At 71.0% G+C, this 26,491-nt stretch carries 27 protein-coding genes and 1 pseudogene; 16 read left to right on the top strand and 12 right to left on the bottom strand.

Going from position 1 to position 26,491, the window contains the following annotated elements:
- Positions 1–112 precede the first annotated feature (112 nt).
- From ACGF8B_RS38205 to ACGF8B_RS38190, 4 genes are all read left to right on the top strand, one after another.
- Positions 113–1,267, top strand: coding sequence for an AAA family ATPase (locus ACGF8B_RS38205; protein WP_392747105.1), 1,155 nt, complete (start codon positions 113–115; stop codon positions 1,265–1,267).
- Positions 1,264–5,013: a DUF5682 family protein gene (locus ACGF8B_RS38200; protein ID WP_392747104.1), complete on the top strand. Its 3,750-nt coding sequence runs from the start codon at positions 1,264–1,266 to the stop codon at positions 5,011–5,013. The genes ACGF8B_RS38205 and ACGF8B_RS38200 overlap by 4 nt, the downstream gene beginning before the upstream one ends.
- Complete coding sequence (locus ACGF8B_RS38195) at positions 5,010–6,881, top strand: hypothetical protein (protein WP_392747102.1); 1,872 nt, start codon at positions 5,010–5,012, stop codon at positions 6,879–6,881. Before ACGF8B_RS38200 ends, ACGF8B_RS38195 begins: the two co-directional genes overlap by 4 nt.
- 564 nt (positions 6,882–7,445) lie before the next feature.
- Positions 7,446–7,979, top strand: a complete 534-nt coding sequence (locus ACGF8B_RS38190; RefSeq protein ID WP_392747101.1) for a helix-turn-helix domain-containing protein — start codon at positions 7,446–7,448, stop codon at positions 7,977–7,979.
- A 104-nt stretch (positions 7,980–8,083) separates the two neighbouring features.
- Here the strand turns inward: ACGF8B_RS38190 and ACGF8B_RS38185 are convergent, their stop codons facing one another.
- Entirely contained in the window at positions 8,084–8,518 is a 435-nt protein-coding gene (locus ACGF8B_RS38185) for a DUF6228 family protein (protein ID WP_392747099.1), read from the bottom strand.
- 141 nt (positions 8,519–8,659) lie between these two features.
- Here ACGF8B_RS38185 and ACGF8B_RS38180 point away from each other — a divergent pair, with 141 nt between their 5' ends.
- A complete protein-coding gene (locus ACGF8B_RS38180) occupies positions 8,660–8,974 on the top strand; it encodes a transposase (protein WP_392747151.1) in 315 nt (104 codons plus the stop codon).
- Positions 8,975–9,020: 46 nt separating this feature from the next.
- The gene (locus ACGF8B_RS38175; RefSeq protein ID WP_392747098.1) at positions 9,021–9,488 is read left to right on the top strand and encodes a transposase; all 468 of its coding nucleotides are present in this window, start codon (positions 9,021–9,023) and stop codon (positions 9,486–9,488) included.
- On the opposite strand, the gene ACGF8B_RS38170 is transcribed toward ACGF8B_RS38175, so the two are convergent.
- The gene (locus tag ACGF8B_RS38170; protein ID WP_392747156.1) at positions 9,410–9,811 is read right to left on the bottom strand and encodes a hypothetical protein; all 402 of its coding nucleotides are present in this window, start codon (positions 9,809–9,811) and stop codon (positions 9,410–9,412) included. The two genes, ACGF8B_RS38175 and ACGF8B_RS38170, sit on opposite strands and share 79 nt — an antisense overlap.
- 744 nt (positions 9,812–10,555) lie before the next feature.
- On the opposite strand from ACGF8B_RS38170, the gene ACGF8B_RS38165 reads away from it, so the two are divergent.
- From ACGF8B_RS38165 to ACGF8B_RS38150, 4 genes and pseudogenes are all read left to right on the top strand, one after another.
- Positions 10,556–11,389, top strand: a complete 834-nt coding sequence (locus ACGF8B_RS38165; RefSeq protein WP_392747097.1) for a UTRA domain-containing protein — start codon at positions 10,556–10,558, stop codon at positions 11,387–11,389.
- Positions 11,386–12,156 carry a sulfite exporter TauE/SafE family protein gene (locus ACGF8B_RS38160; RefSeq protein WP_392747095.1) on the top strand — a complete coding sequence of 257 codons (771 nt, stop codon included), beginning with the start codon at positions 11,386–11,388 and terminating at the stop codon, positions 12,154–12,156. The genes ACGF8B_RS38165 and ACGF8B_RS38160 overlap by 4 nt, the downstream gene beginning before the upstream one ends.
- 363 nt (positions 12,157–12,519) lie before the next feature.
- On the top strand, positions 12,520–12,711 hold the full coding sequence (locus ACGF8B_RS38155) for a hypothetical protein (protein WP_392747093.1): 192 nt from the start codon (positions 12,520–12,522) through the stop codon (positions 12,709–12,711).
- 30 nt (positions 12,712–12,741) lie between these two features.
- Positions 12,742–12,973: pseudogene (locus ACGF8B_RS38150) on the top strand (transcriptional regulator); the annotation flags it as partial.
- Positions 12,974–13,200: 227 nt separating this feature from the next.
- Here the strand turns inward: ACGF8B_RS38150 and ACGF8B_RS38145 are convergent.
- Positions 13,201–13,932, bottom strand: a complete 732-nt coding sequence (locus tag ACGF8B_RS38145; RefSeq protein ID WP_392747092.1) for a phosphotransferase family protein — start codon at positions 13,930–13,932, stop codon at positions 13,201–13,203.
- Between the two features lie 109 nt (positions 13,933–14,041).
- Between ACGF8B_RS38145 and ACGF8B_RS38140 the strand changes: the two genes are divergently transcribed.
- Both ACGF8B_RS38140 and ACGF8B_RS38135 read left to right on the top strand, forming a co-directional pair.
- Positions 14,042–14,266, top strand: coding sequence for a hypothetical protein (locus tag ACGF8B_RS38140; protein ID WP_392747090.1), 225 nt, complete (start codon positions 14,042–14,044; stop codon positions 14,264–14,266).
- A 481-nt stretch (positions 14,267–14,747) separates the two neighbouring features.
- On the top strand, positions 14,748–15,011 hold the full coding sequence (locus ACGF8B_RS38135; protein WP_392747088.1) for a hypothetical protein: 264 nt from the start codon (positions 14,748–14,750) through the stop codon (positions 15,009–15,011).
- 640 nt (positions 15,012–15,651) lie between these two features.
- Here the strand turns inward: ACGF8B_RS38135 and ACGF8B_RS38130 are convergent.
- Genes ACGF8B_RS38130 through ACGF8B_RS38120 form a run of 3 tightly spaced genes read right to left on the bottom strand, consistent with a single transcriptional unit; the run spans position 15,652 to position 17,568 of the window.
- Entirely contained in the window at positions 15,652–16,074 is a 423-nt protein-coding gene (locus ACGF8B_RS38130; protein WP_392747087.1) for an arsenate reductase ArsC, read from the bottom strand.
- Entirely contained in the window at positions 16,067–17,164 is a 1,098-nt protein-coding gene (gene arsB, locus ACGF8B_RS38125; RefSeq protein WP_392747086.1) for an ACR3 family arsenite efflux transporter, read from the bottom strand. Before arsB ends, ACGF8B_RS38130 begins: the two co-directional genes overlap by 8 nt.
- Positions 17,161–17,568, bottom strand: coding sequence for an ArsR/SmtB family transcription factor (locus tag ACGF8B_RS38120; RefSeq protein WP_392747085.1), 408 nt, complete (start codon positions 17,566–17,568; stop codon positions 17,161–17,163). The genes arsB and ACGF8B_RS38120 overlap by 4 nt, the downstream gene beginning before the upstream one ends.
- 79 nt (positions 17,569–17,647) lie before the next feature.
- Here ACGF8B_RS38120 and ACGF8B_RS38115 point away from each other — a divergent pair, with 79 nt between their 5' ends.
- The 3 genes from ACGF8B_RS38115 (at position 17,648) to ACGF8B_RS38105 (ending at position 20,656) form a co-directional block, all read left to right on the top strand.
- Positions 17,648–18,121, top strand: a complete 474-nt coding sequence (locus tag ACGF8B_RS38115; RefSeq protein ID WP_392747084.1) for an ArsI/CadI family heavy metal resistance metalloenzyme — start codon at positions 17,648–17,650, stop codon at positions 18,119–18,121.
- A 1,559-nt stretch (positions 18,122–19,680) separates the two neighbouring features.
- Positions 19,681–20,058 (top strand): ASCH domain-containing protein, encoded by a 378-nt coding sequence (locus ACGF8B_RS38110; RefSeq protein ID WP_392747083.1) that lies wholly within the window; start codon positions 19,681–19,683, stop codon positions 20,056–20,058.
- A 406-nt stretch (positions 20,059–20,464) separates the two neighbouring features.
- Entirely contained in the window at positions 20,465–20,656 is a 192-nt protein-coding gene (locus ACGF8B_RS38105; RefSeq protein ID WP_392747082.1) for a hypothetical protein, read from the top strand.
- A gap of 40 nt (positions 20,657–20,696) precedes the next feature.
- Here ACGF8B_RS38105 and ACGF8B_RS38100 read toward each other — a convergent pair whose 3' ends face one another.
- From ACGF8B_RS38100 to ACGF8B_RS38085, 4 genes are all read right to left on the bottom strand, one after another.
- Positions 20,697–21,329 carry a DUF6518 family protein gene (locus ACGF8B_RS38100; protein WP_392747081.1) on the bottom strand — a complete coding sequence of 211 codons (633 nt, stop codon included), beginning with the start codon at positions 21,327–21,329 and terminating at the stop codon, positions 20,697–20,699.
- A gap of 272 nt (positions 21,330–21,601) precedes the next feature.
- Positions 21,602–21,838, bottom strand: a complete 237-nt coding sequence (locus tag ACGF8B_RS38095; protein WP_392747079.1) for a hypothetical protein — start codon at positions 21,836–21,838, stop codon at positions 21,602–21,604.
- Positions 21,835–22,272: a hypothetical protein gene (locus ACGF8B_RS38090; RefSeq protein WP_392747078.1), complete on the bottom strand. Its 438-nt coding sequence runs from the start codon at positions 22,270–22,272 to the stop codon at positions 21,835–21,837. Before ACGF8B_RS38090 ends, ACGF8B_RS38095 begins: the two co-directional genes overlap by 4 nt.
- A gap of 90 nt (positions 22,273–22,362) precedes the next feature.
- A complete protein-coding gene (locus tag ACGF8B_RS38085) occupies positions 22,363–22,866 on the bottom strand; it encodes a MarR family winged helix-turn-helix transcriptional regulator (RefSeq protein ID WP_392747076.1) in 504 nt (167 codons plus the stop codon).
- A 332-nt stretch (positions 22,867–23,198) separates the two neighbouring features.
- On the opposite strand from ACGF8B_RS38085, the gene ACGF8B_RS38080 reads away from it, so the two are divergent.
- Positions 23,199–23,639 carry a hypothetical protein gene (locus ACGF8B_RS38080; protein WP_392747075.1) on the top strand — a complete coding sequence of 147 codons (441 nt, stop codon included), beginning with the start codon at positions 23,199–23,201 and terminating at the stop codon, positions 23,637–23,639.
- 834 nt (positions 23,640–24,473) lie between these two features.
- Here the strand turns inward: ACGF8B_RS38080 and ACGF8B_RS38075 are convergent.
- Both ACGF8B_RS38075 and ACGF8B_RS38070 read right to left on the bottom strand, forming a co-directional pair.
- Positions 24,474–24,917, bottom strand: coding sequence for a nuclear transport factor 2 family protein (locus ACGF8B_RS38075; protein ID WP_392747074.1), 444 nt, complete (start codon positions 24,915–24,917; stop codon positions 24,474–24,476).
- Positions 24,918–26,001: 1,084 nt separating this feature from the next.
- A complete protein-coding gene (locus ACGF8B_RS38070) occupies positions 26,002–26,337 on the bottom strand; it encodes a hypothetical protein (protein WP_392747073.1) in 336 nt (111 codons plus the stop codon).
- Positions 26,338–26,491 lie beyond the last annotated feature (154 nt).

The raw sequence follows: 26,491 nt of genomic DNA, 5'->3' as shown, positions 1-26,491 counted from the left end.
CAGCTGACCGGCCGCCCGTCGTCAGCACGGCGCGGCGCGCCCGCCCCCGGGTGCGCCGCGCCGGTCCCCGACCCGTAAGAACACCTGACGAACCTTGACGAAGGAAACCCGCATGACCGCCACCGAACAGAGCGCACCCGTCCGGCAGGGCCAGCCGGCCGAGGAGCGCCACGCCGTCGAACTCGCCTTCCTGGCCGCCCAGGACCCCGGGCCGCGGCCGCCCGGCTGGGCGCTCACCCCTCGCGCGGTGGTCACGTTCGTCTGCGGCAGCGACGGCATGGAGCTGGCCCTGCCAGGACGTCGCGCCGGTCTGCCGTCGAAGCTGGTGATCGCCCCGAAGTTCGTCGGCGAGCGCGCGCTGGTCGAACGCTGTGTGGTCACCCTCGCCGGAGAGCGCGGACTGCTGCTCACCGGTGAGCCCGGTACCGCCAAGTCGATGCTGTCGGAGCTGCTCGCGGCCGCTGTCAGCGGGACCAGCGCCCTTACGGTGCAGGGCACGGCGGGCACCACCGAGGACGCGTTCCGCTACGGATGGAACTACGCCCTGCTGCTCGCCCAGGGCCCCACCCCGCAGGCCCTGGTGGACTCCCCGGTCCTCGCCGCCATGCGGGCCGGCCTGGTGGTGCGGGTCGAGGAGATCACCCGCTGTCTGCCCGAGGTCCAGGACGCCCTCGTCTCCATCCTGTCGGACCGGCGGATCACAGTGCCCGAGCTGACCTCCACCGAGGACGCGGTCGTCCGCGCCGCCCCCGGCTTCACCGTCATCGCCACCGCCAACCTGCGCGACCGGGGCGTCTCCGAGATGTCGGCCGCGCTGAAGCGCCGATTCAACTTCGAGACCGTCGACCCGATCGCCGACGCCGACGCCGAGGCGGTCCTGATACGCCGCCAGGCCGTCGCCGCCGTGCAGCGGGCGGGCGCGGCCTTCGCCGTCGATGACGCGGTCCTCGACGCCCTCGTCACCGTCTTCCGCGACCTGCGCTCCGGCCGCTCCGACGAGGGCTGGGACGTGGAGCGGCCGGGCACGGTCATGTCCACCGCCGAGGCCGTCCAGGTGGCGGCGTCGCTGGGGGTCGCGGCCGCCTACCTGCCCCCCGAGGACGTGCTCGATCTGCTTCCGGGCCATCTGCTCGGTGTGGTCCGCAAGGACGACCCCGCCGACCACGCACGGCTGCTGGGCTACTGGGACGGCCCGGTGCGCCGCCGCGCCGAGAACGGCTCGGCGATGTGGCGCCGGCTCTGGGACCTGCGCGGGAGCCTGCGTTGACGACCGTCGATCCACGGACGGCCGTGGACGCACTGGCCGCGTCGCGTGAGCCGTACCTGCTGGGAGTGCGCCACCACAGTCCGGCGCTGGCCGCCGTGGTACCCGCCCTGCTGGAAGAGGCGCGGGCCGAGGTGGTCTGCGTCGAGCTGCCGAGCGACTTCCAGCCCTGGCTGGAACACCTGGCGGACCCCGAAACCGTCGCCCCCGTCGCCCTGGCCGGAACGGGTGGGGGAGGACGGCTTTCGTTCTACCCGTTCGCGGACTTCTCACCGGAGCTCGCCGCGGTCCGCTGGGCCAGGAACCGCGGGACGGAGGTCGTGTGCTGCGACCTTCCCCTCGGCGACCCGCGCTGGTCGGCGGGGGCACTCGGGCCGGTGCGCGAGCATGACGGGAGTGAGGCGGCACGCCCGGAGGCCGGTGCGCCCCCGGGAGCCACGGGTGCGCTCGACACCGGCCCCGACCCTGCTCCCGGAGACGGGACGTCGCGGGTGCGGCGTTCGTACGCCGAGGCGCTCGCCGCCGCCGGGACCGGCCGGGACGGCGACGATCTGTGGGACCGCGCGGTGGAGGTGCTGGCTCCGGGGTGCGCCCCGGATGCGGTGCGCCGAGCCGCACTGGGCGTGGGCTGGGCCCTGCGCGCCGACGCTGCCGTACCCGCCGCCGACCTGGCGCGGGAGGAACGGATGCGGCAGGTGATCGCCTCTGCCTCGGCGGACGGGCGCCGGGTGGCAGCCGTGATCGGCGCCTTCCACGCACCCGCGCTTCTCACGTCCACGAACGCGGAGACCGGGGCCGGGACAGCGGACGCCTTCGGCGCGACGGGGCGGGCGGCCGTCCCGTCCGGGGCCGCCCTGCGCGGTGCGGGGCCCCGCACGTGGGGGGCCGATACGGACACGGCAGCGGTCCGGGCGGCAGGCAGGGCCGGGGGAGAGGGCACCGAAGCGACCGACGGCTCGGCGGTGACCTCGCTCGTGCCGTACTCCTTCGACCTGCTCGACTCCCGGTCCGGCTACCCGGCTGGAATCCGCGACCCGCTGTGGCAGCAGGCGGTGCTCACCGCCGGCGGCGATCCGGAGCGGATCCGGGAGGCGGCTGCCGACGCGGTGACCGGCCTGTGCCGCGAAATGCGCCGCAACGGTCACACCGCGGGGACCGGCGAAGGTGCCGAGACGCTGCGGCTGGCCTGCGACCTGGCCGCCCTGCGCGGACTGCCCGCGCCCGGACGCGGCGAACTCCTGGAGGCCGTCGCCACTGTCCTCGGCCAGGGCGAACCGCTCGGCCGGGGCCGGGCCCTGGCCCGCGCGCTGCAGGCCGTGTTCGTCGGCACCGCACGCGGCCGGATCAGCCCGCACGCGCCCCGGTCCGGTCTCGGCCCCTCGGTCGAGACCGAACTCGCGGAACTGCGGCTGCCCCGACCGGACGACCCCGACCGCCGCGACCTGCGCCTCGACCCGCTCCGCTCACCACTGGACGGCCGCCGCGAAGTGCTGCTCCAGCGGCTGCTGGTGATCGGCGCCTCGTACGGCGAACCCCTGGACGTGGCGGGGACGGGCGACGGCACCGCGCTCGGCACCAGATGGCGTCTGACGTGGACGCCGTCCGTGCCCGCACGCCTCGACCTCGCGGGCGTGCGCGGGGTGACCGCGGCCCAGGCCGCCGCCGGTACGCTCGCCGCGGCCGCGCGCCACGAGGCCGCCGAGGGCGGCCCCACCCCGGCCCAGATCCTCACCGGACTGACCGCCGCCGCGCGCTGCGGCCTGCCCGAACTGGTCGACGCACGCCTGCACGAGGCCTCCGTGGTGCTGCCCGGCAGCGCCGGCCTGCCCGAGCTCCTCCAGGCCCTGGACCTGTTGGAGGGACTGCGGCGCGGCCACTACCCCGGCACGAAGCAGGGCGCCCGCACCACGGCCGGCGCCCTCACGGAGGAACTCCTCGACGCCGCGGTCCGGGCCCTGCCCGGCCTCGCCGGAAGCGACAGCGGAGCCGATGCCGGGGCGCTGGTGGCGCTGGCGGACCGGACGGCCTCCCGTCATCTGGGCCTGCGACTGGACCGGGCACTCACCGAGCTGGCGGCCGAGGGATCCCCGCTCATCCAGGGCGCGGCCCTGGCCGTACGCGTGCTGCTCGACCTGGACGACGCGGCCGCACTCGGCGAGCGTACGGCCGGCTGGATCGACGGGGCCACGGCTCCGGACACGCGCCGGGCGCTGGCGAAGCGTCTTGCCGGGCTGCTCACAGCCGCCGGGCCCCTGCTCCAGGCGTCGCCGGACGCGCTCGTCGCGCTCATGGACCGGATCGACTCGCTGACCGACCAGGACTTCCTCGACCGGCTCCCGGCCCTGCGCGGCGGCTTCGACACGCTGGCCCCGGCCGCGCGCGACAGGCTGCTCACCACGGTGACGGAGCGGCTCGGCGACCGGCTCGATCTGTCACTCGACGCCCCGCCCGAGCTGCTCGCCCTGTGGGCGGCGGCCGACGCGGCCGGATCGGCAGCGCTGAAGGCCCTTGGCCTGCCGGCCGCGGACACCGACTCAGGAACGGCCCCGGGCCCGGCCTCGGCCGGCAACCCCCGGCCCGTACCCCCGCCCGCAGCGGACAGCGCCGCCGCGGACGACGCGGACCGACGGCTCGGCCGTGCCGACCGCTGGCGGCTGCTGCTCGGCCGCCACAAGGAACGGCTCACCCGCGACGCGCGCCGCTACGCCCACGCCCTGGACGAGCTCTACGGCAGCGGGCGCGGCGAAGGCGCCCAGGACCTGGCCGGCGGCGCACCAGGTCAAGGCGGCGGTCAGGACCCGTCCTTCCCCACCGCGCGGGAGTGGGCGCAGGAACTGGAGGCACTCTTCGGCACCGACGTACGTGAGGAGGTCCTCGCGGAGGCCGCCGACGCGGGTCGCACCGACGTGCTGGCGCAGCTCGATCCGGCGTCGGTACGCCCGTCGGTGGAGCTGCTCGGTTCGGTGCTGTCCCTGGCGGGAGGCATGCCCGAGGCCCAACTCGCCCGGCTGCGTCCGCTGGTGAAGCGGCTCGTCGACGAGCTGTCCCGGGAGCTGGCCACCCGCCTGCGCCCGGCGCTCACCGGTCTGGCCACTCCGCGCCCGACCCGACGGCCCGGCGGACGCCTCGACCTCGCCCGTACCCTGCGGGCCAATCTCGCCCACACCCGGCGGACCAAGGACGGCCGGCTCGTCGTCGTACCGGAGCGTCCGCTGTTCAGCACGAGGGCGAGCAAGGAGGCGGACTGGCGCCTGGTCCTCGTCGTCGATGTCTCCGGCTCGATGGAGGCATCGGTGATCTGGTCGGCGCTGACGGCCGCGGTCCTCGGCGGGGTTCCGACCTTGTCCACGCACTTCCTGGCCTTCTCCACGCAGGTGATCGACCTGACCGACCGGGTCGAGGACCCGCTGTCGCTGCTGCTGGAAGTCAGGGTGGGCGGTGGTACGCACATCGCGGCCGGTCTCGCGCACGCGCGTTCGCTGATCACAGTGCCGAGCCGCACGCTGGTCGTCGTGGTCAGCGACTTCGAGGAGGGCGCACCGCTCGGCGGGCTGCTGGGCGAGGTGCGTGCCCTGGCGTCCTCCGGTGCCCACCTGCTGGGCTGCGCGGCGCTCGACGACACCGGCACGCCGCGCTACTCGGTGTCCGTGGCGCGCCGACTCGTCGCGGCCGGTATGCCGGTGGCCGCTCTCAGCCCGCTCGAACTCGCCCGCTGGGTGGGCGACCGCCTCCGTGGAGAACCCCGTTGAGCACCGAACTCCTGCCTCCCGTCGCCCCCGACGTCCTCGCCGCTGCCGTGGAGCAGCTCAGCGCACGGCTGCGCAAGAAACTCGACGCGGCGATCTCCGGCTGCGCCGACCGGGCCTCCGCCACGGCCGACGGGACGGTCGAGGTCCACTTCGGCGAGGACGCCACGGTCACGCTGCGCCCGGGCCCGTCCGGCACGGTCGCGAACGCGGAACAGGCCGTGTGCACCTGCCTGTTGGCCCCGCGCTGCCTGCACCGGGCAGCGGCCCTGGGCGCGGCACCCATCGTCGGCGGGGAGGACAGCGTGGGCGGGGAGGACGACTCGGGTACGAGTGGTGCCGTAGACCCGGGCACAGCCTCCGACCCGGGTACGGGCCCCGAGGAGCCCGCACCCGACACCCCCGCCACCGGCGTTGCGGCCACGGTGGTCAAACCGGCCGCCCTCACCGAGGCACAGGTCCAGGCCGCCACGGCGCTGTGGGACGCCGCCGCCGAAGCCCTGTCCGCCGGTGTCACGGCGGGCGGCGCCGTGGTGCAGGCCGAGCTGCTCCGCGCCGCCCACACCGCGCGGCTGGCCGGGCTGCCGCGCGCCGAAGGGGCCGCGCTGCGCGTCGTACGGAGCCTGAGGGCCGCGCGGGAGCGGAGCCAGGGACAGAGCCTCGCCGACCTCACCGGAGCCTTCCGTGAGCTGCTGGCCGGCGCCGCCCTCCTCGCCTCCGGGCAGGCCGGCCCGGAGGCGGCCGGCTCCGTGCGCCGGACCTACGAACAGGGCGGCAGCCTGCGGGTGTACGGCCTGTGCAGGGAGCCGGTGCTGTCCGCGACGGGGTACGGCGGAGTGACCACGCACCTGGTCGGTTCGGACGGCGCCGGATACACGGTGTCCGACGTGCGCCCCGGTGGCCTCGCCCGCGTGAAGGGCGCGGGGTCCGCGTCCGTGGCGCTCGGCGGTGCCGTCCTCGACCACGCCGGGCTGGCACGTGGAGGTCTGCGGATCGTCGGCGCGACCGTCTCCGCGGACGGACGGCTCGGGGCAGGGCGGGGGGTCGGCGCGACGCCAATGCGCGGGGTGGACTGGTCCGAGGAACCTGCCGTCGCCCTCTTCGTCCGGCCGGTGCGGGAGGCGATGGCCGCTGTGCTCGCCGACGGCGCGTCCGGAACGGGCGGGCCCGTCAGGGCAGCGCCGAGTCTGCTGGGCTGCGACGTCGAGGTGATCGGTGCGGTCGGCGACTCTGCCGTCGTCCGCGTCGCCGGTGAGGGACCACTGCTGCGGCTCCGCCCCGCACACCCCCACCCGGAGCTGCCGCACGCCGCCAACCTGCGCCGGATCGCCGAACACCCGGGGCTCGTTCTGCGCGTGCTCGGCCGTCCCGACCTGGACCGGGCGGCGACACTCCGGCCGTTGGCAGTCGGGCCGGTGCCGGGAGCGTCCGCCACGCTGCGGCTGCCGGACGCGTGGAAGGGCCGTGCGGACCTGGGCTACGACCGGCTCCAGGGAGAGCACTTTCCCCGCGAAACGACAGGACCCGCGGACCGCGGGCCGGTCACGGCAGGCCCCGACCCGCTGGCGGAGGCACCGCTGTGGCGTGTCCGGCGCCTGCTGGAGACAGGCGTCGCGGGCGGTCGCCGTGCTGTGGCCGAGGCGGGCCGCGGGACGGACGCGGCCTCGCTCTCCGCCCGCCTGACCCGGGCGGAACTCGGCGCGGCGGCCCACCTCGCACAGGCCCTGACAACGGAGGCGGGCCGCCGCCCCCGCAACACCTTCGGCCGCCTGACCGACCCCTCGGCCGATGCCTACGCGAGGGCCTGGCTCGCCTCGGCCGTGCACCTGGCGGCCGCGGAACGCTCGCTGGTGGCCGCGTCCTGGTCGTGACCTACCACTGAGCCCACCGGGCCGCCTCGGCCGCCCGGTGGGCTCAGACGGCCCCGGACCCCGGTTCTTCCGGCGTTGCGTACCGCCACGGGGGCAGCCTGTCCGTGAGATCTTCCACCGAGCCGCTTCCGAACCACCGGTCTCTGCTCCCCGTATTCGACACCCTGGACGCGTCGAGGGCCGGCGGCACGGCACGGCACGGCCCCTGGCCCGGTACGGCATCGGTGTCACCCACGGGAGCGACACCTTCTCCCCGACCGCGACCGCGACCGCGATCTTGACGGCGGCTGCGGTCGCGGCGGCGGTCGCCGGTCAGGCAGGGCTGACGTATCGCTGGGGGAGCCCCGATCCTCTCCGTTCCGTCAGACCGTTCAGCACCAAGTCCGTCATGCGCTCCGGGAGGCCCGGCTCGGTCGGGCGGTGGGCCGAGCAGGGAGCGGGTCCGGAACGGGGAGCAGAACAGTTGCAGCGCCGGGGCCGCGTCGTGCCCGCCGGGAGTTCCACGCGTTCGGTGGCCCGACCGATGATGGCGCCGGGCCGATCGAAGCGGGACTTCCGGAAGGTGTGCCAAGCCTCGGCCAGGTCGGGGTCCTCGGCGTCGAGCGGGGCCCGACCAGCCCCGACATCACCCGCCTGACCATGAACATGCCCCGCGCCGCCGTGGCCAAGCTCCTCGGCCTCTGCCGCAACACCGGCACCGCACACCTCAATCGCACCGAAGCCTCCCTTGGCCTCGACCTCACCGAAATCCGCTGCCGCGCCGCCTTCCACCTTGCCCTCGTCCTCAGCAGTTCCCACTTTGCCCCCGAACCCCACTGCGGCCAACCACTCTCCACCCTGGACGACCTCACCGAACGCGCCGCTGCCTGGGCACAGCCACCCTCCGTTTCACGCTCGGCACCGCCCGCTCTCCGGGCATGGGCCGACGCCAATACCGACGCCCAGGAGGCTGCCCGCGCCCTGGGCGTCAGCCGAAACACGATCCGTACACACCTGCGCGCGTCCGAGTCCGTCCTGAGCCTCGATCTGCTCACCGCCGGCACCGGCATCCACGACATCGTCCACGCAGTCCACATCGCCAACACCCGGGCCTCGTGAGCACCGTGCACAACCTGCACCCGACATCGGCACCGCGGACCGCTGATCCAGGAAGACCGCGCCTTCCAACGTCTTGGAGGCTGTCCCACGTGGTGGTTCTTCAGCTACGCGGTCGTGCTCATCAGAAACGTGTGGAGCTCGGCGGCGAGATTTCGCATGTCCTCGCCGGCCGCGTGCACGGTGGTGGTCTCGAAGTGCCACGCCTCGGACGGAGGCCGGCCGTGGATGCCCCATGTCAGGTGGACGTAGCCTCCAGCGCGGTGTTCCGCCGAGATGGTCAGGTCGCGTTCCAGGGAGCACCAGGTGCGCGCTCCTTCCCAGCCGCGAAAGTCCTCGGCCAACGAGGAGAGGAAGGTGTCGAGGCCATCGCCGTCCCACGTCCGCACCAGGGTCTCGATGCTCACCCATTGCCCGCGAGCTTTCACGAGGAAGTCGAGTGTGGGGTCGTCCCCGAATGGTCTTGTCGGCCCGGAGAAGAGCAGGTGGACCGGCCGTGGTCCGGTGTCTCCCAGGCGCACCGCGGGGTCATCTTCGATCATTTGAGGAGGTTAGAAGCCGTGGGAATCGATGGCCAGCTGCTATCCCCACACTGCCCCCGAGTACGGGCCGCAGGCGCCACTTGGGGCACGATCGTCCGCTATGGCTGTGGATCTCGCGCGGGATCTGGTCCCCGATGAGCTCTGAGGACTGCCGTACCGTACATACCGCCGTTCCGGCACGGACAACAGGGTGGCGGGAGGGTGCCGGTGGCAGATCGGAAGGTGTTCACGGCGGTGGTGTACGTGCTGACCGGCAAAGGCGCTTGGAGGTATTTGCCACCAACGTTCGGCACCTCGCCTGCCACCGCGTATCACCGGTTCGGGGCGTGGACCACGGCCGGTCTGTGGCGCCGACTGCACCGGGCGGTCCGGACGAACCCGGTGCCAGGGGTGAGCTGGGCCGGACCTCAGCGATCACCGACGCCGCGTCAGTCCGTACGAAAGGGGGCTCGATGACCTGACCGAACCCGGTCGATCGCAGCAAGAAGGGCAGCAGCTGCATGTGCTGTCCGAAGCACAGGGCATCGCGGTGTCCTGTGCCAACGTGCAGGACAGCCAGGCATCCAGACCGCTGCTCCTGGGCCTCCCCGCCATACCCTCCCGACGCGGGCCACGACGACGGCGACCGGTCAAGGTCCGCGCCATCGAGGCGTACTTTTCCACCGAACACCTCGCCTGGCTCCGTTCACGAGGGCTCGTCCCACGCATCGCACGCCCGGGCACCGACCCTGGCGAGCGGCTCGGCCGGCACCGCTGGAAGATCGAGAGATCGATCGCCTGGCTGTTCGGCTACCGCCGTCCCACCGTCCACTGTGAACGCAAGGGGCAGCCATTTCCTTGCCCTGCTGGACCTCGCCCCAGCTCTCATCTGCTACAAGAATCTCGCGAGACTCACCGCATGAGACGACCTCTACAGCAGAACGTCGTTTCATTGGGCGGGTCGTGGATGTGCTTCGGGCGCGAGGTGTGAGGCGGCTGGTGCAGCCGGTGCCAGTAGGAGGGGGCCTCTGTTGCACTGAGCAACGGCAGAATCCGGTCCAGGTCTCTGATGCGGCGGTGCAGGATCCTGTGACGCTCTCCATCGAGAGAACCGTTGTTGCTTCGCCGACTGGACACGCACCCGGCGATGCCGGTGTCGAGGAGTACCAGGTCGATGCCCGCTCGCTCGGCGCCGGCCGGTCCGGCAGGAAACGGCGCGCGTGTGTTCTTGGGACTTACCTCTGTAGGCGGCACCACTCGCCGAAACAGCACCCACAACTCCTCCGGAACCAACCGTTCCATCAGATCGGTCATACACGGAAATGCGGAACGATCACACCAACGGAAAAGCGGAACGATCACACCAAAGGAAACGACTTCTTGTCCGGGCCTGCGGGCGCTTCTGACGCTTTTCTCGACTCATACCCGGTCAACGCGATGACCGGGCGGCCCGGTACTGGGCCGCCCGTTCTCGCGCCCTCCGCGTGTCGCCGAAGCGTAGCCGTCCGTCGGGCCCGGCCTGGTCCGGCTGGGTCAGGGTGCGTGAGGTCCGGGTGGCCAGGGTCAGGGCGAACGCCCGGGTACCCACGGTGGTTTTGGCCCTGCGGAGCTTCTTGTCCGAGACGGTTCTCGGGACCCGTGCGCTGAGCCTGGGCCGTACCTTCCTGCTGAACGTGGACAGGAACGGGCCGTCCTCGCGGGGCACGATGGACGAGACGGAGACCGGGGTGGGTTCCCGGGCCGTGATGGCCTCTCACCACTGGTGCGATGCCGCGAGTCCTCATGTGCGTGCTGGCGTCGTACTTCGTCGCCCAGTACGTCCGCCATCGCGCGCGAGCAGGCAAGAGCCAAAGCCGCAGTCCCGTCGGCTGCGTCCGTTGCGCGGTGGGAACCCCGCTCCCGGCGTTGCCCCCTCCACCGCCCGGATTGCCGCAGGTCAGACGTACTCGCAGGTCAGGAGGGGTGGCGTAACTCCGGCGTAACGAGACGAAGGTAGCGTCGCCCCTCACATTTCCGGACAGGTCGTGAACGGCCGGAGGGCAGGAGGCGAGCGGTGTCATGAGACCGCCAGAGAACGGGCAGGGCAACCACGGCGATCACGGCAGCCACGACGGGCAGGGCGATCACAACAGCCATGGCCGCCACCGGAGCCACGTCTCCTCCGATTCCCGTGCGCAACGCGCCCGCCGACTGGCCGACCTGTTGCGCCATCAGATTGTCGACGGCGCGTTCGACGACGGCCGCCTCCCCGACGAGAGAGCACTGGCACGAAGCCTGGACAGCTCGCGCAACGCCGTCCGCGAAGCCCTCGACCTGCTCCGCGGCGAAGGGCTGATCACCCGGCGCCGCGGGGTGGGCACCCAGGTCGTGACCGTCAAGTACGGCCACCCGCTCGACCGGCTCACGGGCCTGGCCCAGACCCTGACCGACCACGGCGACATCCGCAACGAGGTGCGAGTGGCACGCCTCGTGCCCGCACCGCCGGCATCCGCCCTCGAACGGCTCCGCCTCGCCCACGACAGCCCCGCGGTACACCTGGAGCGGCTGCGCCGTCTGAACGGCGAACCGCTCTCGGTCGACACGACGTGGCTGGCCCCGGACATCGGGACGGCCCTGCTCGACGAGGACCTCGCGGGCCGCGACGTGTTCGATCTCATCGAGGAAACCACCGGCACCCCCTTGGGGTACGCGGAAATCACCGTCCACGCGATCACCGCCGACCAGGACACCGCGACCCTGCTCGGCATACCGGTCGGCGCACCGCTCTTCGCGATCGACCGGCTCACGCATCTGACCGACGGACGCCCGGTCGACGCCGAGTCGTTGCGCATCCGCGCCGACCGGCTGACTCTGGGCACGGTCCTGAACCGGGAGCCTCGATGGACTGGATGACACAGACGGATGCGTACACGGCACTGGCCCTGTCCCTCTTCGGGCTGGCGGGCGGCATCGGCATCACCGCCGTCGGCCCGGGAGGCGTCCTGCCCACCATCGGCATGTTCCTGTTCGCCGGCCTCTCTCCCGCCGGTGTGGCCGGCACGGCCATCGCCACCCACGTCGCCACCGGCCTCGTGGGCACCACCGCCTACGTCCGGTCGGGGCAACTGGCCGACCCCGGTACGCGTCGGACGGCGACTCTGCTCGCCGCCACCGCGCTCGTAGGCACCCCTGCGGGCGTCCTGCTCAACCACATGGTCGACGGCCGGGGATTCGGCGTCCTGCTAGCCCTCGCGGTCACTGTCACCGGCGTCCTCGTATGGGTGCGCGAGCGCCGCGCCGGAGCGGCCGCGGCTGTCTCGACACACCTGACCACGGCACGCGCGGTACCCCTGGGCCTTGCCGTCTCGGCCGCCGCGGGGCTCTTCGGACTCGGTGGCCCGATGCTGAGCGTGCCGCTCCTGGTGGTCTGCGGCGTCCCGGTCCTGTCGGCGCTCGCCGCCGCACAGGCCCAGTCCGTGGTCGTCGCCTCGGTCGGCACAGTCGGTTACGTGCTGGCCGACGCGGTCGACTGGCCGCTCGTCGTGATTGTGGGCGTTCCGGAGCTGGCTGGGGTGCTGATCGGCTGGAAGATCGCCCATGCGGTCCCCGCCCGCCACCTCAAGACGATCCTCGTCTGCACGCTCTTCCTGCTCGCCCCGTACCTTGCGTTCCACTCGTGACCCCGGCCCTGCGGAGAGGCCCTGCCTGCCGGGCCGCCCCGAGCGGCGTGGGAGGCGGGGCAGCTGCACTACGGCCCGACGGATGAGTCCGCCCTGCGGAACGTGCGAAGTGGCAGGTGCTCCTCCCCGGCCCCACCGCCGCCATCCGGCACCGGGGGAGCGGACCCCCACCCGGGGACCGGACCGGCAGACCGCAACCACCCCCGAGGGGGATCAGGCCCCGTTACGGTGACAGGCATGTCTGACGCCGGCCTCTGGACCTGCCTCCCGATCGAGCCGACGGTCCGGGTGACGAGGCGCTCCCGGTGCCGTGCGGGCAGGAACTCCGAGATGTAGGGGGCGATCAGCGTCGTCTCCGCCCCGATGCCGGCACCGGACAGGCCCGCCAGACGAATATCCCGGCCGTTCCGGAGCCGGTCGTCCGACCCGGGCCGGAGCGACGAGGAGAACCTCCGGGCGATCCCCGGTGAACTCACCGACACCGAAGTCGGCCGCGCCTCCGGCCGGGTCCCGAAGGCGTGGAACGACCTCGACCTCATGGACGACCAGCCGTAGCCCCAGTACATGTGATCCGGGCGCTGGGCGATCCGCCCGAAGATCGCGACTCGGCCGGCGCGCGAGAGGCTCTGTACGACGCACCTGGTTGAGGAGACAGGGGCCGAGCAGACCAGCCAACCTGTCCAACCACACGAAAGTGCTGCGCTAGGCCGGGCTGGTGGGGACCGAGCCGTGCAGCAGGTTCATCCACTACAAGCCGAGGCCCGAGGCCCTGGCCGGGCCGTCCGAGCAGTTCGCCGCGCCGGCCGAGTCCGCCCGCAGGCATCGGCCACGACGTCATCACCATGACCGGCAAGAAGGTCACGATGGCTCGCACTCCGGACTGTGCCGAAGTGCGAACACCGAACCCACCCCGGCCGGGCAACAACGTACCCCCGGCCACCAGTCCAGGAACTGGGTCCGCGAGCGCGCCCGGGAACCCTGGCACGGGCTGCGGGCAGGTCAGTGCCGAGCGCCGTGCGGTCCTGCGCTTCTTTGTCCGGGGTGTCAGTCCAGGGCTGCGTCGAAGGTCGCGCGGTTGGCCGACGTGTAGGCGTGTTCCCGCTCGGACCATCGGATCCGGCCGGTGATCTCGTGGTCGTCGGCGACGCGCGGGGACGGGCGCGCGAGATGGCTGCGCCACCACTGGGCGTTGCGAACCTGGCGGTCCAGCGCGGCATCGATGAGGCTGGAGCGGGAGGTGGCGTCGAGCCCGTACACGTCGGCGAGGATGCGTAGCTGTGAGGCCTGGACGGCAGCGGGCGGAGCATCGGGCTTGGAGGAGATGCACCAGGTCCACGCCATGTAGCCGAGGTCTTCGAGCGGATCGCCGGGGGCAGCGGTGTCGAAGTCGATGAAGGCGGCCGGGACGTCGTCTGCGAAGACCGTGTTGTTCGGCCCCGGGTCGTGGTGGCAGACCACGGGGTGCCGACCGGTCAGGCGGCCGGCGCGGGTGGCGTCGTGGAAGGCGCGGAGCAGGGAACCGGCAGCGGCCACCTGGAGGTCGGTCCAGCGCTGGAAGCGGGCGGGCACGCGGCCGGGGAGGTAGCTGAGGATCTCGCGACCGGCCATGTCGAACCCGAGGTGACGCGGGGCGCCGGTAAAGCCCTGCTGCCGAAGGTCACCGAGCAGCTCGGCGACGAACAAGGACGACGCGGTGGCCGGCCGACGGACGGTGTTGCCGACCCTGACCACGCCCGTGGTGATGCGCCCGCCGGACAACGGTACTTCGTTCTCCATGGCTACATCCTGCATCGCGGACCATCGGTGAGTCTTCACATGAGGTGGGTCGGCTCGTGGTTCCCGGGGTGCAGATCTCCCTCAGCGGCTCGCAGAGGTGCCAGGCGCGGTGCAGGGCCTCGGCGGCTTTCGCGCAGCCGGCCGGTACTCGGTGGCCGCCGTGTACTGCTCGCCCGGGATCAACGATGCCTGTGGTGACCCGGAGTGGGCGATGTGGCACCTTCCTCCGGGAGCCGAACGGGACTTGGGCTGCCTGATCACGCGCATCGATGAAGAACTGGAGCGCCGTACCTCGCCGGAGCCGAACCACATCGAGCTGTCGACGTTCGGTTGATGGTGGACCCGAATGCGAGAACGGCACAGCGCTCGCTGCGGCGTCGGCACCGCGAGCTGTACTCGAAACGGGCGAGCGCGGGGCCTGCCCGGCCCGGTCGAATGCGTTGTCGAGGCAGTAGCCTGCTGTCAAGATCGTTTGGTGAACATGCCACAGCACCAGAACGCCCCGTCCATACGCCCCCTCACCGACGCCGAGGTTCTCACGGCGGCCGATACTCTCGCCCGGGCCTTCGCCGACTACCCCTTCACACGGTGATCGCGGCGGACGGTCATGAGGAGCGGATCCGGCGCTACCAGGAGCCGTGCCTGACCGTATCGGCATGGTGAACGGCCGCGTCCGGGTCGCCGGCAAAGGCCTCGCGGTGGCCGTCTGGGCCGTTCCCGGCCAGGATCCCTAGCCCGCCTCCGCCGAACTCGGGCCGATCCTCGGCGAACTCAGCGGCGACCGGGCCGCCGTTTCTGAGACGGCGGACGCGGCCATGGCCCCGTACCGGCCCAAGGAGCAGGGACGGTTCCTGGAGACCGTGGCCACCGCCCACGAGGCCCAGGGGAAGGGCCTCGGCAGCGGCGTACTGATTCCCGGTATTCAAGAAGGCCGAGCGCACTGGGTATCCGGCGTTCCCGGAGGCATCCAGCGAGGCGACGTGCGGTTCTACGAACGCCTCGGCTTCCAGGTCACCGCCGATGTCCAACTCCCCGACAACGACCCCCCGCACCCGGTGCTTGCGCAGGAACCCCGCTGAGAGTCAGAAAATCTGCCCCCGGGCCGTGCCCAGACTGTCTCGTCGCCCTCGTCGCCCTCGTCGCCCTCGTCGCCCTCGTCGCCCTCGTCGCCCTCGTCGCCCTCGTCGCCCTCGTCGCCCTCGTCGAGCCCGCCCGCAGCCGGGTCGCGCAGCGGGCGCAGAGCACCGACGACCGCTTCCGGCGGCCCGAACCGCTCCCCACTCAGGTCCCGGTTCTCGAAGCACCGCTACAGGTGCCGGAGGGCACAGTCCGTCCGTTCACTCAAGGGGCTCTAGCGCGGACCGCGTAATGATCTGAACCAGAACGCGATCGCGGCTGTGCCCGTCAACAACTACGGCGGAGCCGATGCCCTCGACCGCGCCCACTGTCGTGTCTCATGAGACACATCGAAGTCTGGAGAAGGACGGCCACAGAACAGTGCTGCGCCGCACTGACGAGACCGTCGTGCGCTCCGTACGGTCCGGCAGAGTCGTCACCCGGCACTGGATGGACCTGGCCGTCGCCGCCATGGCGCTGTGCCCCGGCACGGTCCTGGACGGCGAGGCGGTGATCTGGCGGGACGGCCGGCTCGGCTTCGCAGTGGGCATCGACGGCATGCTGCGGGTCGCAGTGGTCCAACACGAACGTCCTGGGTGCCGGTCATGCGCGGGCCGTCGGTGCGATGTCGTCGATCAGGGCGAGGATGCGTTGTTCGATCTCGTCGCGGATGGGGCGGACGGCGTCGACGCCTTGGCCTGCCGGGTCGGAGAGTTGCCAGTCGAGGTAGCGCTTGCCCGGGAAGGCGGGGCAGGTGTCGCCGCAGCCCATGGTGATGACGACGTCGGAGGCCTGGACGGCTTCCACAGTGAGGACCTTGGGCACCTCGGCGGAGATGTCGATGCCGATCTCACCGAGCGCCTCGACCACGGCCGGATTGACCGTGTCCGCCGGGGCGGATCCGGCGGACCGGACCTGGACGCGGTTCCCGGCGAGGTGGGTGAGGAAGGCGGCCGCCATCTGCGAGCGCCCGGCGTTGTGGACGCAGACGAACAGCACTGACGGTTGCTGCGGGGTGTCAGACATGGGTGGGCTCTTCCTGCGGTGCGGGGGCAGTCGGGGTTGTGAAACAGCGGCGCGCATACAAGGCCACGTAGACCAGGCCGATCAGTACGGGAACCTCGATGAGCGGGCCGACGACCCCGGCGAGTGCCTGTCCTGAGGAGGCGCCGAAGGTGGCGATGGCCACGGCGATGGCCAGCTCGAAGTTGTTGCCTGCGGCGGTGAAGGCGAGCGTGGTGGTACGGGGGTGGTCGAGGCCGACGGCCTTGCCCAGCAGCATCGATCCGGTCCACATGAGCGCGAAGTAGACCAGCAGTGGCAGCGCAATACGGAGCACGTCCAGCGGCCGGCTGGTGATGGCGTCGCCCTGGAGGGCGAAGAGGACGACGATCGTGAACAGCAGACCGTACAGGGCGAACGGGCCGATGCGCGGGATCAGCTTCGCCTCGTACCAGGCGCGGCCCTTGGCCTTCTCACCCAGGCGGCGGGTCAGGTAACCGGCCGCGAGCGGGATCCCGAGGAAGATCAGGACGCTGCGGGCGATCTCCCACACGGACACGTCGAGTCCGGTCTGTTCCAGGCCGAGCCAGCCGGGCAGCACCCGGAGGTAGAACCAGCCGAGCGCGGAAAACGCGATCACCTGGAACATCGAGTTGAGCGCGACCAGGACAGCAGCCGCTTCCCGGTGTCCGCAGGCCAGGTCGTTCCAGATAATGACCATGGCGATGCAGCGGGCCAGGCCCACGATGATCAGGCCGGTGCGATACTCGGGCAGGTCCGGCAGGAACAGCCAGGCCAGCGCGAACATCAGGGCCGGGCCGATGATCCAGTTCAGCAGCAGCGAGAGCAGCAGCAGGCGCCGGTCGCGGGTCACGGTGTCGAGCCGGTCGTAACGGACCTTGGCCAGCACCGGATACATCATCACAAGCAGGCCCAGCGCGATCGGCAGGGATACCCCGCTCACCGTCACGGTGGCCAACGCGTCCCCGAGCCCAGGGACCAGGCGCCCCAGGCCGAGGCCCGCGGCCATCGCGGCGAGGATCCACACGGCCAGATAGCGGTCCAGGAACGACAGCCGTCCGGTCACGCTCTTCTCGGGCGCGGCAGCGCTCACGAGGCAGCACCGGCCGTCTCGCCCCGGTCGGGCAGCGGAGTGCCGGCGGGGCGGGTCAGGATGCCCGCGAGGCGATCGGTCATCTCCGGCAGCAGCCAGTAGTAGACCCACGTGCCGCGCCGCTCGCAGTCGATCAGACCGGCCTGCCGCAGCAGCTTGAGATGGTGCGAGATGGTTGGCTGGGAGAGGTCGAAGGCAGGGGTCAGGTCGCATACGCAGACCTCACCGCCCGCCTGCGAGGCGATCATCGACAACAGCCGCAACCGCACCGGGTCACCAAGCGCCTTGAAGACTTTCGCCAGGTCAACGGCTTGTTCCTCGTCCAGTGGGGCAGACAGGAGTGCCGGGCAGCACGCGTCGGCCCCACCGGTCTGCCCCAACACCACGAACTTTTGATTCGACATACTTCTATGTTGACACTCTTCGATTCAGGGCGCAATGTTGCATCGACAGACATCAATGCAGTCGAATGGGAGTACCGCCATGTCCCGCGCTCAGCTCGCCCTGCGTGTCAGCGATCTGGAAGCGTCGATCACCTTCTACTCGAAGCTGTTCGGCACCGAACCGGCCAAACGGCGCGAGGGCTACGCCAACTTCGCCATCACCGAGCCCCCGCTCAAGCTCGTCCTCATCGAGGGCGAGCCCGGGCAGGACACCCGCCTGGATCACCTTGGCGTCGAGGTCGAGTCCACCGACCAGGTCACCGCGGCCACCGGCCGCCTCAAGGACGCAGGCCTGGCGACATTCGAGGAGAACGACACCTCCTGCTGCTACGCCCTCCAGGACAAGGTCTGGGTCCACGGTCCCGGCCGGGAGCCGTGGGAGGTGTACGTGGTCAAGGCCGACGCCGACACCCTCGGCAAGAGCTCCCAGGCCGGCGCAAGCGATGACGCTTGCTGCGCCGGCGAGCTCTCCGGACCAGTTCGGGCCACGACCAACTGCGCCTGCGGCAACTGACCCGTACGAGCACCACCGCACCGTCCTGGAAGGGCTGTTCACCGAGCATGGTCCGATGCCGCCGCGGAGGCTGTGCCCGATGACGACCGACCCGGCCGTCGCGCAGGAGCGGCCGGCCTCATGGGCCGAGGTCCAAGGCGTGCACGGCCTCATGTACAAGGGGCTCGGGCAGACCTGCGGACCGGGCGCCGGAGGGTGTTCAAGGTCCCCGTCGACAGACCACTGAAGCCCCGATCGGCGGTGTCACCGGCACCCTCACCCGTCCGCAGTTGCTCGTGGCGGGCCGGATCGGCGCCGACGAACGCCTGCGCGCGCGGTCGGCCGCACCACACCCCTGAAACCGGACGCCGCCCGCCGGGTCGCTCGGCACCTCACCCGGGCGGGCCCCGGCCACCCATGGACCGGCGTACGGTTCAGTGCCGCGTGGGGCAGCCGGGACACCCTCGATCCGATCCTGGTCGCACTCGACCAGGTGGCGGAAGATCGGCGCAGACACCGCCATCGACCGCGGGGCCCGGCGCCACCCGCTGCGTTTCGTCCGGCCCCGCATGGACGTCATGGCGGCCGATGTGCCGTTCTTCGGAGAAGGCGCGGTACCTACTGCTGGGTGAAGGCGGCGACAGCGGGGCGGCTGCGGTGAGCACGCCAGGGTTCAGGGGTGTCGCCGACCCATTCCCTCCGGCCGGGAGTGTCCGGGCGTGCTTCGTGCCCGGCGCGGCCACCAGGCCGTGTCCATGCCCTGATTCGCGATAGGCATGGTCCCGGTGGCCCGTTCCGCGGGTGCGGCCAACCAGCACGGCCTACCGGGCACTCGGCCGCCCAGCGCAGCGCCTGAGCGGGAGTGGGGCGGTGCTCAGGGCAGTCGGCCCGCTCGGTCCGCGGTCCGACGCCCCCGCACGGAGCCCTGGGGCAGATGCGCGAGAGGTAGGGCCCACCGAGCGTTGTCACGCCGCCGTGCCGCACGTGCCCGCTGGCCTCCATGACCGCCTGCACGTCACGTACGTCCCTGTTCACGTCGGTCTGTGCCATGTGCCCACGGTCTGACAGGCCGGACGCACCCGGGGGCGGCTTTTGCCCGACCCACCGGAGTGCGTACCCGCTAAGGGGTGTTGCGAGGTACGCCTCCCGTTCTCTCGGAGCCGATCACCGACCAGAGCGCCGGCGGCGCGGCCTCAGCCATCCCGCTCTTTCACCGACTGCTGCTGGCCCGGGTACTTCGCCACCGGCGGGCGTCGGGCAAGGGCCTCCGAGGACCATTCCCGCTGCCGGCCGCCGTCCCGGCCGGCACGCCTCAGACGACGCCCGTGCCCTCGGAGCCGATCGCGAGGTGGCCGGTGGTCCACAGGCCGGCCGACGGCCTCTCGGAACTCCGCCGCAGATGTTGTGTGGTGGTCTCCAGCCTGAGCATCAGCCGGTCACCGGGACGGGACGGGAAGCGAGGCGCCCCGGCCACCGCTGACCCGCCGGTGAGCTGCGCATATGATCACGTGTATGCCGCCTGTGGATCGAAGGGCTGCGCCGAGAGGGACGACGGGACGATGTGGCCGAGAGTCAACGGGATGCGTGCGCTGGAACTGGGGTTCCCCGGTGACATGCGGGACACGCTCAACTCTTTGGTTCTGACAGGAGCCAAGACCGCCACGACCTGTCTGCTCGACGAGTACGCCGAAGAGGCAGAAGGTCTGGAGTACGTCGGTGAGCGGCAGGCTCTCCTGGACAACGAGGGCCGGTGTGTCGCCACCCTGGAGTTCACCAGCGCAGAGGTGAAGCCCTTCGGCGATGTCACCTGGGAACATGCCAGGGCCGAAGGCGAGGGTGATGTGTCTCTTGAGGCCTGGTGCGATGTGCACCGGCGCTTCTGGGACCGTGCCGGCACCCCGGTCGATGATCACACCCTCGTCGTCTGTCTGGCCTTCCGGGTGGCGGAGGACAGCTGATCTCTGGCTCGTCCGAGCGCGCTTCGGCGGTCTCGTTGGCTTCCTGCAGGCCGGCCTCAAGGGTCGAAGCGCCGCCCGATGCTTCGCTCACGGCCCTTCAGACGCTCCTCCTGCCCCTCGATCCTTCCCTCGATGCCGGACAGGTTCCACCGGAGGTCCAGGTTCTGCTGTCCGGTGCGAAGGCCGGTCCGAGCGAGGGGTTCCCGGACGTGCCGGGGCCATGGCGGACCTGGTTACGGCTTCAGTTCGAGGCGCAGTCCGACCATGCCGACCTCCGGCGGCGTCTGCTCTTCGTCGCTCACATGGATCCTCTCGTGTATCCCGGCGGATCTGCGACGCTGCCAGGTATGAGGCTCCCTGGCCCGGCATCGGGGCAAGGCGGAGACCTTGAGGGTGATACCTGGACGTGGACACTGTGTTACGTGCGGCGAGCGACAGGCGGGTCGGCAAGCGAGTTCGAGCCGAGTGCGTCATCGCTGCAGTCGCGTGCGGCATCAACCGTCTCAAAGGACACCGGTCCGTGGCCACGAGGTACGACAAGTTCGCGGTCCGCTACGAGGCGACCGTCCTCGTAGCGGCCATCAACGAGTGGCTGTGACCGGCGCATTCGACGAGCGAGGGGCTGGACGAAGTCATCCCTATCCGATCAGGCCGTTGAGGATGCCCTTCTCGGCGAGGTAGAAGACGAGGCCGCCCACGGGAGCGAGCATGGCGCACAGCCAGTAGCGGCGCGCCCCGGTGCGCGCCAGGTAGACGGTCAGGAGGGCGGCGAGCAGCACGCCAACGGTCAGGAAGACGACCGCCGTTCCCCAGTAACGAAGCCCCAGACCCAGCCAGAGCCCCTCACCCAGCACCACCATGGCGATAACGGCCCCGGCAACCGCTCGCAGGTCGCCCCGCGCGCGTCGCACGGTCCACCCTGCCCATCCCAGCAGGGGACCTCCGGTCAGTCCAGCCACCGACCACACAGCGGCGGTTCCGAGCCCTCCGCTCCCGAAGGTGCCTCCAAGAGAGGACGCCGTGTAGTAGCCGCAGCAGGTGGCGAGCATCATCAACGCCCCGCTCCAGACGGCGAGCCACCGGTCACGGATCAGCGCACCGGCTGCGGCGGTCCAGATGATCCAGGTGGACGACGAGTTGGTCGCCCGGTCCAACAGGGGTGATATTCCGTGCAGGCCGTACGTTGCCCAGCCGAGCAGCAGTCCGAAGACGGCGGTCGAGGTAAGCACGGTGCCGGGGGTGTCGCGGCGAAATGCGGTCAGAGGAGCCATGTCCCGGAACTATACATGCAATGTATACGCTCGATGCATAGTCGCTGAGGGGGCCGGGCACGCGTCGACCGGGCCGTCCCTGCGTGACGCTCACCCTCGTCACCGTCCGCTCGGGGGCCCTGGAAACACAATCGGCCAGGGGCGCGAACATGTACGGGGAGGGACGCGTCCTGGATGCTTGCCGCCTCGATGGGAAGGTTCCATCGCGGCAGCAGCACTTCCCCATGTCACGAGACCCGAACCCCGCCCAAGGTCCATTCTCGATACACGCCCTAGGGTCCGTTTGACCAGCGCGGCAGTCTGGCCGGGGACGTGACTGGTGAGTTGAGGGTGGCGGTGAACAGGTGGCGGATCTCCGGGACGGTCAGCGAGATCAGGGTGCTGCCCCGGGTGTGGTGATGCGGCTCGGCCGACTGCTCGGGGGCTGTGCCGGCGGCGACGGCGGCCAGGAAGGCCGGCGCGAGCATGGTGAGCGTGATGTGCCGGTGCCATGCCGTCCAGTGCCTCACCTGGCAGTGATCCGGGCCGACTTGTCCCTTGGCGGCCTGGAGGCATTCTTCGACGCTCCAGCGGATGCCGGCCACATGGGCGAGTTCGGCCAGGGGGCTGCGGTGGGTGACCGGCACAGGTAGAAGGCGAGTTCCCTCGTGGTGCGGTTGCGGCGGATCAGCAGCTGGTGGTGCTTGTCGGCATCGGCGGCGGTGTCGATGCGGATCCAGGCCCAGTCGTAGTGGCGCGGGCCTTTCGCGCCGTTGCCGGCGCTTTGCCGGTGCCGGGCAGCCCCGGGCAGGTGGCCGGCGACCGTGTCCGCACGAACCGGCGTGCGGCCGTGGCTGATCCTTATCCGGGTGGAGCAGGCGACGGCCGGAACATACCCGGTCCCGCGTGCTTCCGGCGCGGCACGAAGCCGCGGGTCCTGCCCGTAGGCCTCGTCGCCGGTCACCCACGGTGCCTCCGCCCCGGCGCCCAGGGCGGCGTTGATCACGCGATGGCCGCACCCGTTCTCAGCCGGGTCCGTCACGAGATCGCGAAATCAGAACGGATTACCAGGAGTCTCGTCGCCCTCGACATTGGCCACCATCTTGCGCAGCACCTTGAGCGCGGCCACGTACTCCTCGTCGCTGATGCCCTTGTGAACTACGGCGCGCACCTCGGTCGCCAGCTCACGGAGCCGCGCTCTGGCGGCCTCACCGGCATCCGTGAGGTGCAGGCGCTGCCCGTCGTCGATCCGGAGCCATTCGCGGTGGAGCAACTGGTCGACGACCCTGGCGATCTCGTGCGGCCCGTCGGCAAGGTGCGTCAGCTGCGCGACGACCTCCTCACGGCTCGGCGCCGTGGGGCCGCCGTTCAGGCGGTTGAGTACCCAGTACTGCGGCTGTGTGACGTCGATCTTGGCCATGGCGTCACGCAGATGCTGGGTGACGGTCGTATGGGTCAGGCCACACCAGTAGCCGACCGGCTGAGTGGACAGCATGTCATCGGTGGCGGCCGGGTTTGCCGGCGCCTGGTCGCTGGTGGTTCCGATCGGCGATCCCATGATCGCGACGCTACATTCCCCCGGCGCACTGAATCATCGGAATGCGGCATTCACTGCAACTCGTCCTGGGTACGCATCGGAACCGCCGACCACCGTCATCCTCGGGGCCGCCGCAGCCTCGCGCGCCGCCATGCCACGGCCCGACGCAACGCAGCGACTGCCGACGGCCGCTCGACCGCGCAGCCGACGGGTAGATCACGAAACCGCGCCGGAGTGCTAGGAGTTGCCGCGTAAAGGTTCCGCGATCGTATGGGACGCGTGAGCCGTAAGCCATGCGTCGAAATGGACTTGCCACTCGACCGCTCTGCGGGATGACATGCCTCATGAGCAGAATGGCGCAGGTGCTGGTCCTTGCACGGTACGAGGACGAGGTGATGGAGCCGTTGATGCGGGTCGATGAGACGCGTACTTGGCGGGGCTGTTTCGAGCAGATACCGGACTGGTTTGTCGGCGGGTGGTATCTCGAGTTCTTCCGCGAGAGCCAGCGCCGCGGCGTCCTCGCGGACCTGGAGGCGCTGCCGTGGAACAATCCGGAGTGCGTGCAGGTCATGCTCCACGACGAAGACGACGATTGCTTCGGGCTGTGGATGTTCCAGGACGGGGCGCTGGTCGAGGTATCGATCCCGAGTACACAGCGGGTCCACACCCCGCCACCGCCGTGGTGGGGCGACAGTCCCCGTCCTGGATACCTACGGCGAACGGACGGACCGGGCGCAGAGGCGCCATCGCCGCACTCTCCCGAGCACGAACAAGACCCACGCCTCTGCTGGTAACCGGTCCTGGTCGGGCCCGGACAGCGGCCCGCGACCAGCCCGACCACGGCACCCCACACACCCTTCCCGCCGCCCGCCCCTACGGTGACCGGCGTGACCGCCCGCCGCGCCCTCGGCACCGGCCCCAGGCCCCCGCGCACAGCATCCGCACCGCCCAAACCGCATTCTCCCCGGAGAGCGCCTGTCCGACCTCGACGACCGGCGGGCCCGAGGCGTCCTCGGTACACGCCCCGCAGCGCCCCCGTCCCCGCGACGGACCCTCGGGACCGGCGGCCGCACCGACGAGGAACTGCCCCCTGATTCCGCCTGACACCCTCCTCGGCGACGGCACGGCACCCGATTGGTGCCGCACCCGAGGAGCCCGCACCTCCAGCCCCCGCGACTACGAGCAGATCGCTCTCCAAGTGACCGGACGCGCCCGCTCCATCGCCGTCGACGTCCGCCGCCCTGCCCAAGAATGATGGCCGCGGTGCCCTCGCCGAAGTCGTTCTCCGCGAAGCCGCCGGACGCCTGTCCGCACCGCTCGAAGGCACCGCCCGCTGCGCCCGGAACCGCGCCCGCCCTGTGCGCTCTACACGCGGCCGGACCGGTTGGCGGCCGCGCTCGGACACCTTGCGACAGCGCCGGCGACTGAAATCCGGCCGGATGCGGCTGGCCGGGGAAGGTGGTGTAGCGGAGCATCCCGGCAGCACGCTTGTGTGGTGGCGGGCCAGGCGAAGGAGGCTCGGGTGTGGGTCTTTCGAAGGCTGTGCTGCGCCCCCCGCTCGGCGAATGGCCCCTCTCGACCGAGGGCCCGCCCCGGCACCGGTCGGGTCGGAACCCGGGGTGTGGCATTCAGGAAGGGGTGCACGCCTCGGCGAGCGATACGCTGTTCTCGTAGAGGTGATGCCGGGTGATCCGGCCCTTCTCGACGGTGAGGCGCAGCGCGAAGGGTCCCTCGAAGGGCTTCCCCGTTGCTCGTACGGTCCCCGAGTAGTGCCCCATCAGGACGGCGTCGGTGCCGTCGACGAGGAACGTGTCGGCGAAGGCCCGGGCGTCCTCGGCCACCGTGTGCTCGGCCAGCTCCGTGAACTGGGCGGCGCATTCGGCTCCGGTGGAGCGCGGCCGGATCCACGGGACGGCAGGGTTCTCGGCGAGCAGCCAGTCGACGTCGTCCGCGAAGAGTGCGACGAGCCGCTCGACGTCCCCGGCCATCCGGGCGGCGAGGAACTCCTGGACGACATGGCGAGTGGTGTCGGCGACAGAACTCGCTTCGGTGCCAGTGGACTTGATGGGCATGGTTGCTCCTCGGGCCTGGGTGTCGGAACCCTCGTCGGGGGTCTCGTTGACGTGCACCACGCTGCCGCAGCAGGGGAGCGTGGTCGATTACTTCAGCGGTAATGGCCGGGGGCAGAAACGAGCCCGGGGAGGTGCGCCTCCCTGACAGCCCCGGCTGCACCGGTCTTGACCGACACCGGACCGGCACGTCGCACCCCAGTGATGGCGGGAAAAGATCTTTCGGGCCTGTGCTGGTCGACGTAGCCTTCAGCACGCCGTATTGGATCTTGGCGAGGAGGGAAAAAGTGCGTTTGTCCATGAGGGCCGCAGCGGTTGGCGCTACGTCCATTGCCGCACTTCTGTTTGCAGTGGTCTCCCCTGTGAACGCTGCCGAAGCAGGGCCCGCTGTTCCTGGTGCCTCGGCTGCCGGCTGCTACATCAAGAATGTGTCAAGCGGTGTTCTGACCGTGCGCAGCGGCCCCGGAACCAAGTACACGAGCATCGGGACGATTGCAGCGGGTGGACGTCTGCCCTGTGGCGTTGACCAGGACAGCGTGACGACAGGCCAGAGCTATACCTCTTGTGGCGGGGGGAACGGCTGGATGACAGTGAAGATCAACGGCCGGGACGGGTGGGTCGCCGAAGAGTGTGTAGGTGTTGGCTGGGGGTGATCTGCCATGACGTCAGCGCCCACAGCTTCTCCCCGGGCGCCGGTCCAAGCTCCGTGACTCCGCCCGGCGGTGCGGAGTGGTGGGTCGCGCCGGTCAGGCCTGCTGGCCGACCCTGAGGAGGTCACTAGCGGATACGGTCCGCGGCGTCGTATGCGTCGGTCCGTCCGGCGTCGATGTCGCGGGCCGGGCCGATCAGTGCACCGTACGGTGCATCGAGGCGTTCGCCCACGACTCTGCGGCTGGCCGATTCCGCTCGTGCGTCGGTGGAGCCGCGCGCGGGCCGCCCAGCCGAAGGGCCGCCCCGACCAAGCTCAACATGCGGTGGAACGAGCACCCGGCGCATGACCGGTTACAGCAGCTGACCAGTTCGCTCCCTGTCACCCCGAACATCCCATCGGCCGGATGAGTCACGGGCCCAGATGCGAGCGCCACGCTCAGGCGGAGAAGTGAAGCCGCGTGAGCCGGGGCGCTGTGACCAGCAGCCAGTGCTGCTCCGCGGAAGTTTGTAGAGGGTGCCGGAAGGCAGGTCTGGACACCACGGATGTGTCAGGTGAAGGAGAAGCGCGCTGTGGCTTCGGCGGGGTGGTCGTTCCACGACGTCCGGGGACATCGTGGACGGTGGTGGCGCCCTCGGAGCGGAGCCGGCCGGGACTGGCTTCCCGGGTCATGATGTAGGCGTGGACGGCCGCGGCGATGAGGGCGGTGTGGCCCCGCTCGGTGTACTGCTGGAGGAGGTCCGTGACGTCCGCGTTGAATCGCAGCATGGTCACCGGTGCGTTGAAGCACCTGACGATCGCGATGAGTCGTGCGCGTGCGACAGCGCAGGTCATAAGCGGGATCGATTGTCGGCGCATTCCGGGAACGATGGCCGGTCGACGATCATGAGGATGTTGGTGAGAAGCAGGAACAGGGGACCCGCGGTCC

The organism is Streptomyces sp. NPDC047917 (genome assembly GCF_043204345.1).
Taxonomy (GTDB): Bacteria; Actinomycetota; Actinomycetes; order Streptomycetales; family Streptomycetaceae; genus Streptomyces; species Streptomyces sanglieri.
The sequence above is the reverse complement of the archived record's forward strand: the minus strand, read 5'-3'. Positions and strand labels throughout refer to the sequence as shown.

What these genes read in the sequence shown, in the direction of transcription:
- ACGF8B_RS38115 (WP_392747084.1), top strand. Translation starts at nt 17,648, where the DNA reads ATGTCCCGCGCTCAGCTCGCCCTGCGTGTCAGCGATCTGGAAGCGTCG.
- ACGF8B_RS38185 (WP_392747099.1), bottom strand. Translation starts at nt 8,518, where the DNA reads ATGATCGAAGATGACCCCGCGGTGCGCCTGGGAGACACCGGACCACGG.
- ACGF8B_RS38075 (WP_392747074.1), bottom strand. Translation starts at nt 24,917, where the DNA reads ATGCCCATCAAGTCCACTGGCACCGAAGCGAGTTCTGTCGCCGACACC.
- ACGF8B_RS38110 (WP_392747083.1), top strand. Translation starts at nt 19,681, where the DNA reads ATGCGTGCGCTGGAACTGGGGTTCCCCGGTGACATGCGGGACACGCTC.
- ACGF8B_RS38145 (WP_392747092.1), bottom strand. Translation starts at nt 13,932, where the DNA reads ATGGAGAACGAAGTACCGTTGTCCGGCGGGCGCATCACCACGGGCGTG.
- ACGF8B_RS38080 (WP_392747075.1), top strand. Translation starts at nt 23,199, where the DNA reads ATGGCGCAGGTGCTGGTCCTTGCACGGTACGAGGACGAGGTGATGGAG.
- ACGF8B_RS38165 (WP_392747097.1), top strand. Translation starts at nt 10,556, where the DNA reads ATGAGACCGCCAGAGAACGGGCAGGGCAACCACGGCGATCACGGCAGC.
- ACGF8B_RS38085 (WP_392747076.1), bottom strand. Translation starts at nt 22,866, where the DNA reads ATGGGATCGCCGATCGGAACCACCAGCGACCAGGCGCCGGCAAACCCG.
- ACGF8B_RS38160 (WP_392747095.1), top strand. Translation starts at nt 11,386, where the DNA reads ATGACACAGACGGATGCGTACACGGCACTGGCCCTGTCCCTCTTCGGG.
- ACGF8B_RS38205 (WP_392747105.1), top strand. Translation starts at nt 113, where the DNA reads ATGACCGCCACCGAACAGAGCGCACCCGTCCGGCAGGGCCAGCCGGCC.
- ACGF8B_RS38130 (WP_392747087.1), bottom strand. Translation starts at nt 16,074, where the DNA reads ATGTCTGACACCCCGCAGCAACCGTCAGTGCTGTTCGTCTGCGTCCAC.
- ACGF8B_RS38120 (WP_392747085.1), bottom strand. Translation starts at nt 17,568, where the DNA reads ATGTCGAATCAAAAGTTCGTGGTGTTGGGGCAGACCGGTGGGGCCGAC.
- ACGF8B_RS38100 (WP_392747081.1), bottom strand. Translation starts at nt 21,329, where the DNA reads ATGGCTCCTCTGACCGCATTTCGCCGCGACACCCCCGGCACCGTGCTT.
- ACGF8B_RS38155 (WP_392747093.1), top strand. Translation starts at nt 12,520, where the DNA reads ATGCCGGCACCGGACAGGCCCGCCAGACGAATATCCCGGCCGTTCCGG.
- ACGF8B_RS38135 (WP_392747088.1), top strand. Translation starts at nt 14,748, where the DNA reads ATGGCCCCGTACCGGCCCAAGGAGCAGGGACGGTTCCTGGAGACCGTG.
- ACGF8B_RS38170 (WP_392747156.1), bottom strand. Translation starts at nt 9,811, where the DNA reads ATGACCGATCTGATGGAACGGTTGGTTCCGGAGGAGTTGTGGGTGCTG.